Source organism: Streptomyces sp. NPDC048211 (assembly GCF_043202315.1).
Taxonomy (GTDB): domain Bacteria; phylum Actinomycetota; class Actinomycetes; order Streptomycetales; family Streptomycetaceae; genus Streptomyces.
Genome location: NZ_JBIDAD010000014.1, coordinates 56388 through 72457 on the forward strand (window position 1 = coordinate 56388; position 16070 = coordinate 72457).

The window sequence follows — 16070 nt, forward strand, 5'->3', positions numbered from 1 at the left end:
GAGCCGGGCTTCACACCCGTCGGAGCACCGCCACGACCTTGCCGAGGATCGTCGCCTCGTCGCCGGGGATCGGCTGGTACGCGGAGTTGTGCGGGAGCAGCCACACATGGCCGTCCTCGCGCTTGAACCGCTTGACCGTGGCCTCGCCGTCCAGCATGGCGGCCACGATGTCGCCGTTCTCCGCCACGGGCTGGCGTCGCACGGTGACCCAGTCCCCGTCACAGATCGCCGCTTCGATCATCGAGTCGCCGACGACCTTCAGCACGAAGAGCTCTCCGTCCCCGACCAGCTGACGAGGGAGGGGGAACACGTCCTCGACGGATTCCTCGGCGAGGATCGGCCCACCGGCCGCGATCCGGCCGACCAGCGGCACGTACGACGCCGCGGGCTTGCCGGTGGTGTCCGTGGGCTGCGTGCTGGGCTGGTCCGAGCCGCGCACCTCGTACGCCCGCGGACGATGGGGGTCGCGGCGCAGGAAGCCCTTGCGCTCCAGGGCCATCAGCTGATGTGCGACGGAGGACGTGCTGGAAAGGCCCACCGCCTGACCGATCTCCCGCATCGACGGGGGGTACCCCCGCCGTTGTACGGAGTCCCGGATGACCTCGATCACTCGCCGCTGCCGGTCCGTGAGCCCCGAGCTGTCCGCCCGGATTCCAGGAGGTCGTCCGGGCAGCGAGCGCGCTGGGCGCGCGGGCTCCGGCCCCTCCGTGTTCGTGACTGAGTCATTCATGGCATGCACCGGCTCGAGTCGGCTCTGGGAGCGGTCCTGGGCAGTGATGATGGCACTGTCTGCGGTGGTGGTCACGTCGGCCCCTCTCGAATGGTCTCCCTAGCTGGACAACGGTAGTAGCTTTCGAAAGGTTGCGCCAAACACACGTTCGAGTGAAAAACGAATAAAAGTCTGCCGAGCGCTCAGCGCCGGGTGTATGAGCGAAGCTGGGAGGGGTGTTCCGTCGCCGGGCGGCTCTCTTGTCCTCGTGCGCGGACCGACCGGCATTTCGGACCATTACGGTAGCGTCCGCCTCCGTGGAACCGGCGTGCGGGGTGACCCCGGGTGTGCCCGTCCGGGTCGTCCGCGCGGCTTCGGGGTCGCCGCCCCGCACTCGGCGGCGCCGACCGCTTCCCGTACCCTCGTGGTCGGCCGTACGCTGCCTTCCGGCCACCCCCGGTGCGCGACACGCGCTAGGGCCAAATGCGCGGCCGAACCCAAGATCTAGTGGTTGGATTGCTTCAGCCGCCCAGAGGTTGTGGTCCCCGTCCATCGGGGGTGTGGCTATCGCCTATGCTTGAGACCGCTTCGAGGGCCCCTCACCGGGCCTGAAGAGGCTATTCAGTCGTGCTGTGAAGGAGGGTTGGGAGCCATGCACTGCCCCTTCTGCAGGCACCCCGACAGCCGGGTCGTCGACAGTCGCACCACCGACGACGGGACCTCCATCCGACGGCGTCGCCAGTGCCCCGACTGCTCCCGCCGTTTCACGACGGTGGAGACCTGTTCGCTCATGGTGGTCAAGCGCAGCGGTGTCACCGAGCCCTTCAGTCGCACCAAGGTCATCTCCGGCGTGCGCAAGGCGTGCCAGGGAAGGCCGGTCACGGAGGACGCCCTCGCCAAGCTCGGCCAGCGGGTCGAGGAGGCGGTGCGCGCCACCGGCAGCGCCGAGCTGACCACTCACGACGTGGGTCTGGCCATCCTCGGCCCCCTGCAGGAGCTCGACCTCGTCGCGTACCTGCGGTTCGCGTCCGTCTACCGGGCGTTCGACAGCCTCGAAGACTTCGAGGCCGCCATCGTGGAACTCCGCGAGCGACGGCCTCCCGTACAAGCATGCGGGACCGGCGAGACCCTTGAGGTTCCCGTTCCCGCCGTCGCCGCCGACTGAGCGGCACCCGCCGGCCCCGCTGATCCGACGATCGGCTGCGGGCCGGCACCTGGACCTGCTCCGGATGACGCATGACGTACACGGCGTCCGAAGTATCAGACACACACTGTGCCCGGGGAAGTTCTCGGCACTTCAGGGCGTTTTTGCCCACATATGGGAGGCGGCATGACAGAGACGGCGAGCGGCCCGGCACGAGGTTCCCGCAACAAGGGAGCCAAGTCGACTGCGACCAAGCAGGGCCTGCGTATCGAGCGCATCCACACCACTCCCGGCGTGCATCCGTACGACGAGGTGGCGTGGGAGCGCCGTGACGTCGTCATGACCAACTGGCGCGACGGCTCGATCAACTTCGAGCAGCGTGGCGTCGAGTTCCCCGACTTCTGGTCGGTGAACGCGGTCAACATCGTCACCAGCAAGTACTTCCGCGGGGCCGTCGGCACCCCCCAGCGCGAGACCGGTCTGCGACAGCTGATCGACCGGATCGTGAAGACGTACCGGAAGGCCGGCGAGGACTACAGCTACTTCGCCTCTCCCGCGGACGCCGAGATCTTCGAGCACGAGCTGGCGTACGCCCTCCTGCACCAGATCTTCAGCTTCAACTCGCCGGTCTGGTTCAACGTCGGCACGCCCCAGCCGCAGCAGGTCTCCGCCTGCTTCATCCTGGCCGTCGACGACTCCATGGAGTCGATCCTCGACTGGTACAAGGAAGAGGGGATGATCTTCAAGGGCGGCTCCGGCGCCGGCCTGAACCTCTCCCGTATCCGCTCCTCCAAGGAGCTCCTCTCCTCCGGCGGCAACGCCTCGGGACCCGTCTCCTTCATGCGGGGCGCCGACGCGTCCGCCGGAACGATCAAGTCCGGTGGCGCCACCCGTCGCGCGGCCAAGATGGTCATCCTCGACGTCGACCACCCCGACATCGAGAACTTCATCGAGACCAAGGTGAAGGAGGAGGAGAAGATCCGCGCCCTGCGTGACGCGGGCTTCGACATGGACCTGGGCGGCGACGACATCACGTCCGTCCAGTACCAGAACGCCAACAACTCGGTGCGCGTGAACGACGAGTTCATGAAGGCCGTCGAGAACGGCGGGAAGTTCGGGCTGCGTGCCCGGATGACCGGTGACGTCATCGAGGAGGTCGAGGCCAAGTCCCTCTTCCGCAAGATGGCCGAGGCCGCCTGGGCCTGTGCCGACCCGGGCATCCAGTACGACGACACGATCAACCAGTGGCACACCTGCCCCGAGTCCGGCCGGATCAACGGCTCGAACCCGTGCAGCGAGTACATGCACCTGGACAACACCTCGTGCAACCTCGCCTCGCTGAACCTGATGAAGTTCCTCAAGGACGACGGCCTGGGCAACCAGTCCTTCGAGTCCGAGCGCTTCGCCAAGGTCGTCGAGCTGGTCATCACCGCGATGGACATCTCCATCTGCTTCGCCGACTTCCCGACCGAGAAGATCGGCGAGAACACCCGCGCCTTCCGTCAGCTCGGCATCGGCTACGCCAACCTCGGCGCCCTGCTGATGGCGACCGGCCACGCGTACGACAGCGACGGCGGCCGCGCCCTCGCCGGCGCCATCACCTCGCTGATGACCGGTACCTCGTACAAGCGCTCCGCCGAGCTGGCCGCGGTCGTCGGCCCGTACGACGGCTACGCCCGGAACGCCGAGCCGCACCAGCGCGTCATGAAGCAGCACGCCGACGCCAACGCCGTGGCCGTGCACGCCGACGACCTGGACAACCCGATCTGGGCCGCCGCGACGGAGGCCTGGCAGGACGTGATCCGTCTCGGCGCGAAGAACGGTTTCCGTAACGCGCAGGCGTCGGTCATCGCGCCCACCGGAACCATCGGTCTCGCGATGTCCTGCGACACCACCGGCCTCGAGCCCGACCTCGCCCTGGTCAAGTTCAAGAAGCTGGTCGGCGGCGGCTCGATGCAGATCGTCAACGGCACCGTCCCGCAGGCCCTGCGCCGCCTGGGTTACCAGGAGGAGCAGATCGAGGCGGTCGTCGCCCACATCGCCGAGAACGGCAACGTGATCGACGCCCCCGGCCTGAAGACCGAGCACTACGAGGTCTTCGACTGCGCGATGGGCGAGCGTTCCATCTCCGCGATGGGCCACGTCCGGATGATGGCGGCCATCCAGCCGTGGATCTCCGGCGCGCTCTCCAAGACGGTGAACCTGCCGGAGACGGCCACCGTCGAGGACGTCGAAGAGGTCTACTTCGAGGCGTGGAAGATGGGCGTCAAGGCGCTCGCGATCTACCGCGACAACTGCAAGGTCGGCCAGCCCCTCTCCGCGAAGACCAAGGAGAAGGAGAAGGAGGCGGTCACGGCCAAGGCCGAGGACACCATCCGCACCGCGGTCGAGAAGGTCGTCGAGTACCGCCCGGTCCGCAAGCGTCTGCCCAAGGGCCGTCCCGGCATCACCACCTCCTTCACGGTGGGCGGCGCCGAGGGTTACATGACCGCCAACTCCTACCCGGACGACGGTCTCGGTGAGGTCTTCCTGAAGATGTCCAAGCAGGGCTCGACCCTCGCGGGCATGATGGACGCCTTCTCCATCGCCGTCTCGGTCGGTCTGCAGTACGGCGTCCCGCTGGAGACGTACGTCTCCAAGTTCACCAACATGCGCTTCGAGCCGGCCGGCATGACGGACGACCCGGACGTGCGGATGGCGCAGTCGATCGTCGACTACATCTTCCGCCGCCTGGCGCTGGACTTCCTGCCCTTCGAGACCCGCTCGGCCCTCGGCATCCACTCCGCCGAGGAGCGTCAGCGCCACCTCGACACCGGTTCCTACGAGCCGTCGTTCGAGGAGGAGCAGCTGGAGGCCGAGAACCAGGCCCAGTCCGCTCCGACCGCACGGCCGGAGCCGCTGAAGGCGGTCGCCACCGTCGAGGAGGCCGGCACGCCGGCCCCGAAGACGGCGCACACCTCGGCGGAGCTCGTCGAGATGCAGCTCGGCATCAGCGCCGACGCCCCGCTCTGCTTCTCCTGCGGTACGAAGATGCAGCGAGCCGGTTCCTGCTACATCTGCGAGGGCTGCGGCTCGACCAGCGGCTGCAGCTGACCGGTCCCGGTGCCGCCCCCAGGGGCGACGACCGGCCGGAAGGGGCGGGCAGGACTCCGATCATGGAGTCCTGCCCGCCCCTTTTTCCCGCCCCGCGGCGCTCACACCGCTGATGCCGTGCCCGGGAGGTCACATCCCGAACGCGCGGCTGCCCATCGCCGAGGCGAACGAGTCGGCGTCCCCGTCGAATCCCCGCACCGTGCCGTGGAACTGCCAGACCCCCGAGGAGTCCCGTACGAACTCGGCGACGACGGCCGCAGTCGCCGCACCGACCGCCGAGAAGTCGTCCTCGGCGAGGACGGTGTACCCCTCACGGATCTGCACGCCGGTGTTCTGTATCGAACCGAAGGTCTTGCGGCCGTCACGCTGCTGTATGGCGACACCGACGACGACCCGGGCATACGCCTCCGAGAGCCGGTCCAGCTCCAGTGTCATGGCCTCGTCGTACCCCAGGCCCTGGCCGGTCCTGCTGTCGCGGTTGAGCGTGATGGTGCCGTCGGGTGCGCGGCTGTCGAAGTGCACGAGGTACGCGGGGGCGCCGTACGGCTCCTCGGCCGGATAGGTCGCCGCGATGATGTCGAGGTCGTTCGCGGGCTCGCCCTGAGGGCTGGGATCCCACTTGACCCTGACCTCGACCTTCTCGATGTCCTTGTTGGGAGTACTCATCGGACTTCGCTCCTTCACGCGGGGCCGTCGCTCCGGTTTTATCACCCGATCATGTCCGCAACTGTCCGTGGAACCAACCGGCTTGGGCGCCAGGGGCGGAATCGGGCCACGGTGCGGGCCGGACGTCCCGGTGCGGGCCGGGGCTCTCAGTGCGGGATCCGGCGGGGTGGGCGCCCGCGCACCTCGTCCCGGAACATCTCGATCGCGCTGCTGACCTGACGTATGAGGTGGGTGTGCTCGATTCGGTCCAGATAGAGGCAGTTGCGGGCGATCCCCTCCAGCTCGAAGGCGAAGTACAGCGACATCAGAGGATTGATGAACAGCTCGCTGTCGCTGGTGCGCGAGGTGAACCGGACGTCCCCGAACTCTCCGCGGACCGCCGCGGCGATCGAACCGTTGACGATGCTCGGATGATCGGGCGTGTGCTCCTGGGCGTGGGCCACCGCGTCGAGGAACAGCGCGCCCTCGCGGGTCGTGCGGGGTACGGAGAACGCGCCCAGGTACGCGCCGTCGCGGTCGAGGGCGGCGATGTTCTCCAGGACGAGGCCGTGGCTCACGCCGTGGTAGGCGTCGACGCCGAAGCCGATGGAGACGACCAGGCGGTCCGGACCCTCGATCGCGGAGAGCGCCGCGACGCTGGTCAGGTCCTCCTCGGGGGTGCCCAGGCCGGACTCGTCGCCCCGCATCAGGATGTCCGTACCTCCGTCGACGAGAACGACCGCGTCGATGTCGTACCGCTCGATCAGCGCACGGTAGGCGTCGCGCAGCGGCTGGACGCCGGTACGGGACAGTGCGTGGACGGTACCGGGATAGCCGTGCAGGGTGAGCCACTGCGCGAGGGTCCGTTCCGGGAAGTACACCTGGTGCAGGGAGGTTTCGGGGGTGATGACGGCGACATCGGGGGCGAGCCAGGAGTCGAGGGGGAGCCCTTCGAGCGAGCTGAAGGACAGATTGGCGAACCACACCTGTTTGTTCCGGTGGATCAGGGAGAGCGCGAGGGGGAGTCCGGCGTAGATGTCGAAGCCTCCTCCCGCGCCGGCGACGAGGATCCGTTCCGCCGTGTCGAGGCGGTCGAACAGCGGATTGGTGTGCAACGAGGTCATGGTGATCATTGTGTGATCAGCCATGACCGGTTCTGGTGCACTCCGACAGAGCGTGACCCACGCCACGTCCGTCACCCGTACGATGATGCGGTGCTGGTCAAGTGGATTCGCTGCAGTGTGGGTGACCGTCGCGGTTTCGAGCGGGAGCAGCGGAAGTGGGCGGGGCTGCTGGGTGAGCCGGGGTTCAGGGGACAGGGCGGTGGCTGGAGCCGCGGCCGGCCGGAGGTCGCCCATGTCTTCGCGTTCTGGGAGAACAGGGTCTTCTACGACTCCTTCATGGCACGCGGGCACGACGCCCTGGCCGCCGCACAGGCAGGTACCTGCAACGACATCCAGGTCAAGCTGTTCGAGTACCGCTTCGACGTGAAGACCGGCTTCGAACCGCACTTCGCCGACGCGGATGTGGTCAGGGTGGCGCACAGCAGGGTCCACGAGGACCGGGTCGAGCACTTCGCGCTGATGCAGCAGCGGGTGTGGAATCCCGCGATGGCCGGATCGCCCGGGATGCTGCGCGGCGTCTTCGGAGAGGCACCCGGACACGAGTTCCTGGTTCTGTCGATGTGGCAGTCGAGCGCCGAGCGCGGCAAGTACCGGCCGGGGAGCATCGACCGGCTCTCGCAGCGGGCGCAGACCGAGGACGACGTGGTCTCGCTGGCCGGAGATGTCGTCCAGCTCGAACCGGCCTGGACCGTGTGACCCGGTCGGGCGACCGCGGTTTCATCGGCGACATGCACCGTCGAGTTCCGGACAACTGCTCGAACGGCGGCGAGCCCTTAGGGTCGGTACATGGCAAGACCGCAACGCATTGTCCTCGTCAGGCACGGAGAGTCCGAGGGCAACGCCGATGACACCGTGTACGAGCGCGAGCCCGACCACGCACTGAGGCTCACCCCGGCCGGGCTGCGGCAGTCCCGTGAGACGGGAGTGCGGCTGCGCGAGCTCTTCGACGGGGAGCGGGTGAGTGTGTACGTCTCGCCCTATCGCCGCACGCACGAGACGTTCCGGTCCCTCGGGCTGGATCTCGAGAGCGTCCGGGTGCGCGAGGAGCCACGGCTGCGCGAGCAGGACTGGGGGAACTGGCAGGACCGGGACGACGTCCGCCTCCAGAAGGCGTACCGGGACGCCTACGGGCACTTCTTCTACCGCTTCGCGCAGGGCGAGTCCGGTGCGGACGTGTACGACCGGGTGGGTGCGTTCCTGGAGAGCCTGTACCGCAGCTTCGAGGACCCCGACCACCCGCAGAACGTCCTGCTGGTCACGCACGGACTGACGATGCGGCTCTTCTGCATGCGCTGGTTCCACTGGTCCGTGGCCGAATTCGAATCCCTGTCCAATCCCGGCAACGGGGAATCCCGGACGCTCGTCCTCGGCAAGGACGGCCGCTACACGCTGGACAGGCCGTTCGAGCGCTGGCGTACCCCTGAGCCGTACGGCATCACCGGATAGAGTGGAAGCGATGACCGAATTCGCTTTCGACCAGCGCTTCGAGCGCGCTCTTGCCAGCCTGCGTGGCCTCTCCGTGGGAGACGCACTGGGCTCCCAGTTCTTCGTGCCCGCCAACTATCCGCTCCTGAAGGACCGCGCCCTGCCCCCCGGGCCCTGGCAGTGGACCGACGACACCGAGATGGCCGCCTCGGTGCTGGCCGTCCTCGGGGAGCACGGCCGTATCGACCAGGACGCGCTCGCCCGCTCCTTCGCCGTGCACCACGATTTCGACCGGGGGTACGGCCCCGCGGTGAACCGCCTGCTCAGGCTGGTCCGGGAGGGTGGCGACTGGCGCGAGCTGGCCTCCTCGCTCTTCCAGGGCCAGGGCTCGTGGGGCAACGGCTCCTCGATGCGCATCGCGCCGCTCGGCGCGTGGTACGCGGACGACCCCGAGCAGGCCACGCACCAGGCCGAGATCTCCTCGTACACCACGCACCAGCACCGGGAAGCCGTCGTCGGCGCGATGGCGGTGGCGGCCGCGGCGTCGCTGGCGGCATCGCCCACCGGGCCGCCGACACCGACGGATCTCCTGGACGGCGTGATCGCGCTCGTGCCGCGCAGCGCGGTCGGCGCCGGACTGCGCAGGGCCCGCGACATGCTGGACTACAAGGACGCGGGCACGGTCGCCGCGGTCCTCGGCAACGGACGCCGTACCAGCGCGCACGACACCGTCCCCTTCGCCCTCTGGTCCGCGGCACGCAGCCTCGGTGATTTCGAGGATGCCTTCTGGGTGACCGCGCAGGCAGGTGGCGACGTCGACACGACGTGCGCGATCGTCGGCGGAGTGGTCGCGGCGGGTACGGCGGGGGAGCCGCCGGCGCAGTGGACGGCGCAGACGGAAGAGCTGCCTGCCTGGATGACGCGGTAAGCAGGCTTCGGCTTCCGACTGTCACGGAACTGCCACAGCATTGATCCGTACGGCTGGTGTCCGTCACGGGGGGTTACTCTTTCGGCCACGCCGCCCGCGGTGATCATCATGACGGGTGCGCACCGAATGAGACGCCGGGGGGCCGCGCTGCCCAGGGCTCGCGTGAGCGGACCTCGGTGGGGAGGGGTCCCGTGTCAGATCACACGCCAGAATCACCCCGGCCGGAGCGTGCGCCGGGAGCATCGGGGGCGGCCGAGCCGCCGGGGGTTTCCGGCCGCCCAGGAGCACCCGAGGCGGGGGAGGCCCGGCCGTCGTCGGCCGAGCGGCCCGGGGAGGCCCGGCCGCAGGACGGTTCCGGGGCGGCACCGGCCGGCGCCCGCCCGCAGGAGTCCGGGGCCCCCGTGGTCCCGCAGCCGCGCTCCACCGCACCGCAGCCCCCGACGCCCGGGCCGCCGGAACCCCCGAGGTTCCCCGCCTACGCGCAGCAGGTGCGGCAGCCACAGGCCGATCCATGGGGGCGGACCAAGCAGCCCCCCTCGGATCTCTCGCGGCTCCGCCCGGTCAAGCCGGGAGTCGTTCCGGGCGCCACGCTCTGGGCCGTACTCGCCACCGGGCTGCTCAGCGCCCTGCTGCTCGGCGAGGGCATCGGCCTGAACCTGCTGGTCGTGGCGGTGCCCGCGGCGCTCGCAGCGTATTTCGCCTCCCGTGAGACGGGCCGCCGGCTGCGCCCCTGGACCGCTGTCTGGGCAGTCGGCGGGCTGGCACTGCTCGTCGTCCCCGCACTCCGCGACGCCGGCTGGCCGAGCTTCCTCGCCCTCGTGTCCGCGTTCGCGCTCGGCTCGCTCGCGCTGCACGGCAGTCGCAGCTGGCTCGGGATCTTCCTCGGTTCGCTGGGCCTGCTCACCTCCGTCGCCGAAGCACTGGGCTGGGGAGCCCGGGGGGTACGGGAACGGATGGCGGGCTCGCGGGGCCGCTGGGGCGTGGTCTTCCGGTCCACGGTCGTGGCGGTCGTCCTGCTCATCGTGTTCGGGGCGCTCTTCGCGAGCGCCGACGCCGCGTTCGCCGATCTCCTCGGCGACCTGACCCCCGATGTGTCCGTCGGCGACGGTCCCTGGCGGCTCTTCCTCGGCGGTATCGGTCTCGTCGGCGCGCTCGCCGCCGCCTTCACCGCTGCGGCCCCCGTGCGCTGGGACGGGCTGACGGTACGCCCGGGCAAGGCGCGCGGGCGGCTGGAATGGGCCCTGCCGCTGGTCGTCCTGAACCTGCTCTTCGCCGCCTTCCTCGCCGTTCAGCTGACGGTGCTGCTCGGCGGGTACGACAAGGTGATGGCCGAGACCGATCTCAGCTACTCCCAGTACGCCCGCGAGGGCTTCTGGCAGCTGCTCTGGGCCACGCTGCTCACCCTGCTGGTGATCGCGCTCGCTCTGCGCTGGGCGCCGCGCGGCGGAGCACGCGACCGTACGCTCGTACGCGCAGTGCTCGGCACGCTGTGCCTGCTCACGCTCGTCGTCGTCGCCTCCGCGCTGCGGCGCATGGACCTCTACGTCGACGCGTACGGCCTGACAAGGCTGCGGATCTCCGTGGCGGCGGTCGAGCTGTGGCTGGGCGTGGTGCTCGTGCTGATCATGGCGGCCGGTGTCTTCGGCGCGAAGCTGCTGCCGCGTGCCGTCGCGGCGAGCGCGGCCGTCGGAGTCCTGGCCTTCGGACTGATCTCGCCCGACGGCCTCATCGCGGAACAGAACGTCGAGCGCTACCACCGCAGCGATCACTCGATCGACATCGAGTACCTCAGCGGCCTCTCCGCCGACGCCGTGCCCGCCCTCGACACCCTGCCGGAGCCGCTGCGCTCCTGCGCCCTGGAGAAGATCCAGCGGACGCTGCGGGACTCGGACGAGCCCTGGTACGCCACGAGCTGGGGCGAGGCGAGAGCCCGGGACATCCTCGGGGACTGGGATCCCGGGTACCGCACGCGTGACTGCCGGGGGCTGGGGGCGGGGGAGAACGGGAGCGAACGCGGAGACGGGGACTACTCCTACGACCCCTATGACCCGTACTGACCGGCGCGGTGCACCGCACCGGAAGCGGGCCGTCCCCTCAGGGGCGGCCCGCTTCGGGCGTGCAGAGGGCCCTTCTCGCGTCGTGTCCCGACTCTCCGGTACCGCTCAGGGGCGCGCGGCCCGTCCGGCGGGGGACAGCCCTCAGGCGGCCGGTCCCCCCGCCGCCGCCTTTCCGCTCAGCGCCTCCAGATCGCTCTTGCGCACCCGGATCACCAGCAGCGCGGTCAGCAGGGCGAGGCCCGCCATGGCCACCGCGGCGAGGAACGCCGTCGAGATGCCCTGGGAGAGCACCGCATGGCCCCAGCTCCCGGGCAGTTCCTGCGTCTTGGCGAACTCCGCCTTCTGCTCCGGCGACGCCTGCGCCAGGAACTGCGGAACCTGCTTCTCCGCCTCGTTGCGACTGGCCGTGCCGAAGACCGTGACCAGGATGGAGAGCCCCAGCGAACCACCCACCTGCTGGCTGGCGTTGAGCAGGCTGGAGGCGGCCCCGGCCTCGTGCTGAGCGACCCCGGAGACCGCGGTGAGCGTGAGGGTCACGAAATTCAGCCCCATGCCGAAGCCGAAGATGAGCATCGGCCCCAGGACTCCTGACAGATAGCTGCTGTCGGGGGAGATGAACGTGAGCCAGACCAGGCCCACGCCGGTGAACGCCGAGCCCGTGACCATGAACGGCTTGGGTCCGAGCACCGGAAGGAACCGTTGCGAGAGACCCGCTCCCACGATGATCGCGACGGTCACGGGAAGGAACGCCAGACCCGACTCGATGGGGCTGTACGCCAGCACGTTCTGCACGAACAGCACGATGAAGAAGAACATGCCGAACATGGCCGCGGCCAGGCTGAGCATGATGACGTACGTTCCGGAACGGTTGCGGTCGGCGAACATCCGCAGCGGAGTGATCGGCTCCCTGGCGCGCATCTCGATGAGGACGAACGAGGCGAGCAGGATCACCGCCGCGCCGAACGAGGCCAGGGTCAGCGAGTCCCGCCAGCCCTCCTCGGAGGCCCGGATGAATCCGTACACGAGCGAGGCCATGCCGAGAGTCGAGGTCAGGGCCCCCGAGATGTCGAAGCGGCCCGGGTGCTTCTCGGACTCGTTGATGTAGAGCGGTGCCAGGACGGCGATCAGTACGCCGATCGGCACGTTGACGAAGAAGACCCAGCGCCAGTCGAGCCATTCGGTGAGCAGTCCGCCCGCCAGCAGGCCGATCGCCCCGCCGCCCGCGGACACCGCGGCGAAGACACCGAACGCGCGGTTGCGCTCGGGCCCTTCCGGGAACGTGGTGGTGATCAGGGCCAGTGACGTCGGTGAGGCGATGGCGCCTCCGATGCCCTGGAGTGCGCGGGCGGCGAGCAACTGCCAGGGCTCCTGGGCGAATCCGCCGAGCAGCGAGGCCAGTGTGAAGACCAGGATGCCTGTCATGAAGACGCGGCGACGGCCCAGGATGTCCCCCGCCCGGCCCCCGAGCAGCAGCAGACCGCCGAAGGTGAGCGTATAGGCGCTGAGGACCCAGGACAGATCGGTGGTCGAGAAGCTGAGCGCGTCCTGGATGTGCGGGAGGGCGATGTTGACGATCGTGGAGTCGAGCACAACCATCAACTGACAGGCGGCGATGACGGCCAGGGCGATCCCCGGGCGCCCTTGCCGGCGTGCCGCGCCCGGTGCGCTTTGTGCTTCTAACTGAGAGGTTGTCACTATGGGTCCCCCACAAGTGAATTAGTGAACGGATCCGTTCACTGTCGCGTCAACGTTAGTGAGTCCCCTTCAGTGAACGCAAGCGTTCACTGGATCCTTCGTTGTCGTGGCGCGTCCGGATCCCGTCATCCGGCCCGGGGCTCGCTCAGTCCCGGACCGATCCGTTGCGACGCCCGTCCAGCCACGGCCCGTCCGGTCCCGGGCGCCGGCCGGTGCGGGCGTGCCGACCTGTTCCGATGGAGAGAAGAGCTCATGGTTACTTCGCGATCGGCCGCCGCCGCCCGGCAGCCGGTGGTGTCCCTGCGCCGCCGCGGCCCCGTGCTGGAACGCGCGATCCTCGATGCCGCGCTGGAACGGCTGAGTACGGTCGGCTGGAGCGGGCTGACGATGGAGGGCGTCGCGGCCGGTGCCCAGACCGGCAAGGCCGCGATCTACCGGCGCTGGCCGTCCAAGGAGGACCTGGTCGCGGACGCGCTGCGCAGCGCCCTGCCGGCCATCGGCGATGCACCGGACCACGGGAACATCCGCGAGGACCTCTACCAGCTGTGCTGCGGACTCCGTGACGCCATGCTCTCCAAGTCGGGATCCGCGCTGCGTGCGGTGCTTCACGAATGTGATGCGGGCACGGCCGAACGGTTCCAGTCGGTGATCCTCAGCGGCGTGATCGGACCGACGACCGCTCTCATCCGGGAAGTGATCGGCAGAGGTGTCGATCGCGGCGAGGTGCGGGCCGACGCGCTGCGCGGGATGGCCTTCGACGTCATCCCCGCGATGATGATGTATCGCAGCAAGGTGTGCGGGAGCGAATGGACCGACGGGGACATCGCCGACCTGATCGATCAGGTCGCGGTCCCGTTCTTCCGCTCCGAAGCCCGTTGAGGCCTCCGCGCCTGTCTCCACCCGGTGTCAGTCCGCGCCTGCCTCCGCCCGGTGTCAGGCAGGAGGCAGAACGGGCCTCTCGCCCGACACGCGGTCCCAGACAGCGAACGAATAGGTACCCGGCGCGCGTTCGCCGAGCTCGGCCGTGTCCTGGGTGAAGTCGACAGCCGCGCCGGTGAAGCCGGGCCCCGCGAACAGGGTGAGGACCATTCCCTCGGGGATGTGCGCGGAGCGGACCGCCATGGTGGGCGCGCTCTGCACGCCGTCGGCGGCGGAGAACACCCAGAAGGGGCCGTCCCAGGTGTCCAGGTTGGGCAACTGGATCAGGATGACCTCCGTCGTCCTGGGCGGTTCTTCGCCGTCCCGGTAGATCGCGAGGGAGCTCGCCTTCGCCGCCCACTGGTTCAGGTCCGCCGTGGTCTCCCTGATGTCGATGAACTGACCCTGGAAGTGGAAGTGCTCGTACAGCCGCATCACCATGCCCGCGGGCAGTTGAACGGAGCGGATCGCGTCGTTTCCGATGGTGATGTTGCCCGAGGCGTTGTCGTACTTGCCGGGTGCCAGGGTCTGGGAATGACCGGCGAACGACACCTGGTCATAGACGGTGGCGGGCCCGGGGCGTGGAGCGGGAGGCGTGGCGGGCATCAGTCCGGCGGGGTAGACCGTCCCGATCTCGGCGGCGTAACTGGCCGGCCTCTTCGCCGATGCCGGATGCTCGATGGCCTGGCTGGCGCATGCGGCCACCGTGTCCAGGTCCTTCTGGGTCCCGCTCGCGGCCGTCGCCACCTCGGCCGGAGGAGTCGCTCCGGTCCAGTCGTAGCGGTCCGGATGCTTGACCCACCAGTTGAGCAGGTTGTACTGGTCGAGCAGCGCCGTGCGCTCCTCCGCGCAGAACTTGAGGATCTCCTGGGCGTTGGCGATCTGCTCCTGGTTCGGCGGTGTCGGCCCCTCGGTGATGGAGATGGGTGCCAACGTCCATTCGTACGGCTGGGAGTACTTGCTGGGGTCGTCGTGCATCGCCTGCATCCAGGTGTTCGCCACGTTCAGCAGGCCCGCCGGATCCGCCGGATCCGTGAGCTGGAGAGCGGGGCCGCCTTCCGAGTGCATCTTGCAGTAGACGTTCACCTTGTGGTCCTGGGTGACCTTCGTGAACTTGGTGGCGGCCTCCCCCGAGAAGAACCCGTAGGAGCCGCCCAGTTCGGCCTCTATCGCGGTCGACTCCGTGTCGTCGAACGTCTCCACCCGGATCAGTCCCACGAAGAGGCCGCCCCGGCGGCAGGACCGGGCGAACATGTCGCCGTACCTCTGCACGAACACGTCCGGCCGGTCCACCATGGCCGCGGCGGGCGCGGTCAGAGCGCACTCGGGGATGCTCAGGTCGGCCAGATGGATGGTGGCGGTGATGGCCATGAACAGCGAGGCCGAGTGCACCTCGCTGCTCTGGGCGAAAGAGAAGCGCGCGGAGATTCCGGCACCGAACGCGGCGCAGCCGTAGGACGCTTTGACGTCGACTCCCAGCTTCTCCAGCAGGTCGTGTGTCGAGGTGACACGGGATACCTCGAAGGACTGGCTCGAACCACTGGCATCGGTCGGCGTCGCGGTCGTCGGATTCACCACGAGGTTCATGGCGGTTCCGGACAGCCGGTCAACTCCGACTCCGAAGTTGTAGGTACCGACATGCGGGACGGATATCTGCTGCAGCACCATCGCTGACTCCTCGGTCGAGAGAGGGAATCCGGCTGTGCGTCAGAGGCGGAATCCCTTGTCTGCAAGACACTTTGACGACCATTTTCCTATTCCATTGCACACCTGACGCATGGGGTGCGCTACTCGTACGGAGTCCGCCGGGGGAGGTGGGCCATGTGCCGGACCGGAGAGTCGTCGCTGACCCGGCCGAGGTTCCGAATGTGGCGCACTGATATCCGGATGATCATGGAAGGCCTGTCTGGACTGGAGACGTCGGAGGTGGGTGTCCGGTCGTGACGGAGGCGGATGGCGCGGAGTTCGTTGCTGTCGCGGCATCGGCCGGGGTGGGAAGTCGAATGACTGTCGAGTCAGGCGAAACGGCCATCCGGAGTATCGCGTCAACAGGCCGGCAGATGCCTGAGGAAACGATCGTGCGGCTGCACCTGACGAGGCGGCCGCATGGGAACGTTGTACGGCTGCGGCGAATGAGCCGCTGTCTCTTCGGCTGGTTGCAGCCGCCCCGTAAGGACCCCTTCGGGCGGGTGAACGAGTACGGGTGAACGAGCAACTGTTCGCGTTTCACTCATCGCTGAGAAATCCAAGCGTGAATGGGTGAATGCCATTTATGGACACTTTAGATCTGGACCCAACTCCGCACCACTCGCGGCATGTTGTTACTCCTTCA

At 68.6% G+C, this 16070-nt stretch carries 12 protein-coding genes; 7 read left to right on the forward strand and 5 right to left on the reverse strand.

Features of this window, described 5'->3' with window-relative positions; translation table 11 throughout:
• Positions 1–10: 10 nt before the first annotated feature.
• Positions 11–805, reverse strand: a complete 795-nt coding sequence (gene lexA / locus ACGFZA_RS36160; protein ID WP_219573501.1) for a transcriptional repressor LexA — start codon at positions 803–805, stop codon at positions 11–13.
• Positions 806–1361: 556 nt separating this feature from the next.
• On the opposite strand from lexA, the gene nrdR reads away from it, so the two are divergent.
• Together nrdR and ACGFZA_RS36170 are read left to right on the forward strand one after the other, a co-directional pair.
• Positions 1362–1874: a transcriptional regulator NrdR gene (nrdR, locus tag ACGFZA_RS36165; protein WP_385279792.1), complete on the forward strand. Its 513-nt coding sequence runs from the start codon at positions 1362–1364 to the stop codon at positions 1872–1874.
• Between the two features lie 165 nt (positions 1875–2039).
• On the forward strand, positions 2040–4946 hold the full coding sequence (locus ACGFZA_RS36170) for a vitamin B12-dependent ribonucleotide reductase (RefSeq protein ID WP_385279795.1): 2907 nt from the start codon (positions 2040–2042) through the stop codon (positions 4944–4946).
• A gap of 129 nt (positions 4947–5075) precedes the next feature.
• Here ACGFZA_RS36170 and ACGFZA_RS36175 read toward each other — a convergent pair whose 3' ends face one another.
• Both ACGFZA_RS36175 and ACGFZA_RS36180 read right to left on the reverse strand, forming a co-directional pair.
• On the reverse strand, positions 5076–5612 hold the full coding sequence (locus ACGFZA_RS36175) for a TerD family protein (protein WP_385279797.1): 537 nt from the start codon (positions 5610–5612) through the stop codon (positions 5076–5078).
• 146 nt (positions 5613–5758) lie between these two features.
• Positions 5759–6715, reverse strand: a complete 957-nt coding sequence (locus tag ACGFZA_RS36180; protein WP_393684795.1) for a DUF1152 domain-containing protein — start codon at positions 6713–6715, stop codon at positions 5759–5761.
• A gap of 90 nt (positions 6716–6805) precedes the next feature.
• Here ACGFZA_RS36180 and ACGFZA_RS36185 point away from each other — a divergent pair, with 90 nt between their 5' ends.
• The 4 genes from ACGFZA_RS36185 (at position 6806) to ACGFZA_RS36200 (ending at position 11125) form a co-directional block, all read left to right on the forward strand.
• Positions 6806–7411, forward strand: coding sequence for a YdbC family protein (locus ACGFZA_RS36185; protein WP_385279803.1), 606 nt, complete (start codon positions 6806–6808; stop codon positions 7409–7411).
• Positions 7412–7501: 90 nt separating this feature from the next.
• Positions 7502–8161 carry a histidine phosphatase family protein gene (locus ACGFZA_RS36190; protein ID WP_326739274.1) on the forward strand — a complete coding sequence of 220 codons (660 nt, stop codon included), beginning with the start codon at positions 7502–7504 and terminating at the stop codon, positions 8159–8161.
• 10 nt (positions 8162–8171) lie between these two features.
• Positions 8172–9068, forward strand: coding sequence for an ADP-ribosylglycohydrolase family protein (locus ACGFZA_RS36195; protein WP_385279805.1), 897 nt, complete (start codon positions 8172–8174; stop codon positions 9066–9068).
• Positions 9069–9259: 191 nt separating this feature from the next.
• Positions 9260–11125 carry a DUF4153 domain-containing protein gene (locus tag ACGFZA_RS36200; protein WP_385279808.1) on the forward strand — a complete coding sequence of 622 codons (1866 nt, stop codon included), beginning with the start codon at positions 9260–9262 and terminating at the stop codon, positions 11123–11125.
• Between the two features lie 141 nt (positions 11126–11266).
• Here ACGFZA_RS36200 and ACGFZA_RS36205 read toward each other — a convergent pair whose 3' ends face one another.
• Positions 11267–12820, reverse strand: coding sequence for an MFS transporter (locus ACGFZA_RS36205; RefSeq protein ID WP_385279811.1), 1554 nt, complete (start codon positions 12818–12820; stop codon positions 11267–11269).
• A 252-nt stretch (positions 12821–13072) separates the two neighbouring features.
• Here ACGFZA_RS36205 and ACGFZA_RS36210 point away from each other — a divergent pair, with 252 nt between their 5' ends.
• On the forward strand, positions 13073–13699 hold the full coding sequence (locus tag ACGFZA_RS36210) for a TetR/AcrR family transcriptional regulator (protein ID WP_393684799.1): 627 nt from the start codon (positions 13073–13075) through the stop codon (positions 13697–13699).
• 54 nt (positions 13700–13753) lie between these two features.
• Here the strand turns inward: ACGFZA_RS36210 and ACGFZA_RS36215 are convergent, their stop codons facing one another.
• On the reverse strand, positions 13754–15406 hold the full coding sequence (locus ACGFZA_RS36215; protein WP_393684801.1) for a hypothetical protein: 1653 nt from the start codon (positions 15404–15406) through the stop codon (positions 13754–13756).
• Between the last annotated feature and the right edge of the window lie 664 nt (positions 15407–16070).

Coding starts and splice junctions, on each gene's coding strand:
- nrdR (WP_385279792.1), top strand. CDS start 1,362: ATGCACTGCCCCTTCTGCAGGCACCCCGACAGCCGGGTCGTCGACAGT.
- ACGFZA_RS36170 (WP_385279795.1), top strand. CDS start 2,040: ATGACAGAGACGGCGAGCGGCCCGGCACGAGGTTCCCGCAACAAGGGA.
- ACGFZA_RS36175 (WP_385279797.1), bottom strand. CDS start 5,612: ATGAGTACTCCCAACAAGGACATCGAGAAGGTCGAGGTCAGGGTCAAG.
- ACGFZA_RS36180 (WP_393684795.1), bottom strand. CDS start 6,715: ATGACCTCGTTGCACACCAATCCGCTGTTCGACCGCCTCGACACGGCG.
- ACGFZA_RS36190 (WP_326739274.1), top strand. CDS start 7,502: ATGGCAAGACCGCAACGCATTGTCCTCGTCAGGCACGGAGAGTCCGAG.
- ACGFZA_RS36195 (WP_385279805.1), top strand. CDS start 8,172: ATGACCGAATTCGCTTTCGACCAGCGCTTCGAGCGCGCTCTTGCCAGC.
- ACGFZA_RS36210 (WP_393684799.1), top strand. CDS start 13,073: ATGGTTACTTCGCGATCGGCCGCCGCCGCCCGGCAGCCGGTGGTGTCC.
- ACGFZA_RS36215 (WP_393684801.1), bottom strand. CDS start 15,406: ATGGTGCTGCAGCAGATATCCGTCCCGCATGTCGGTACCTACAACTTC.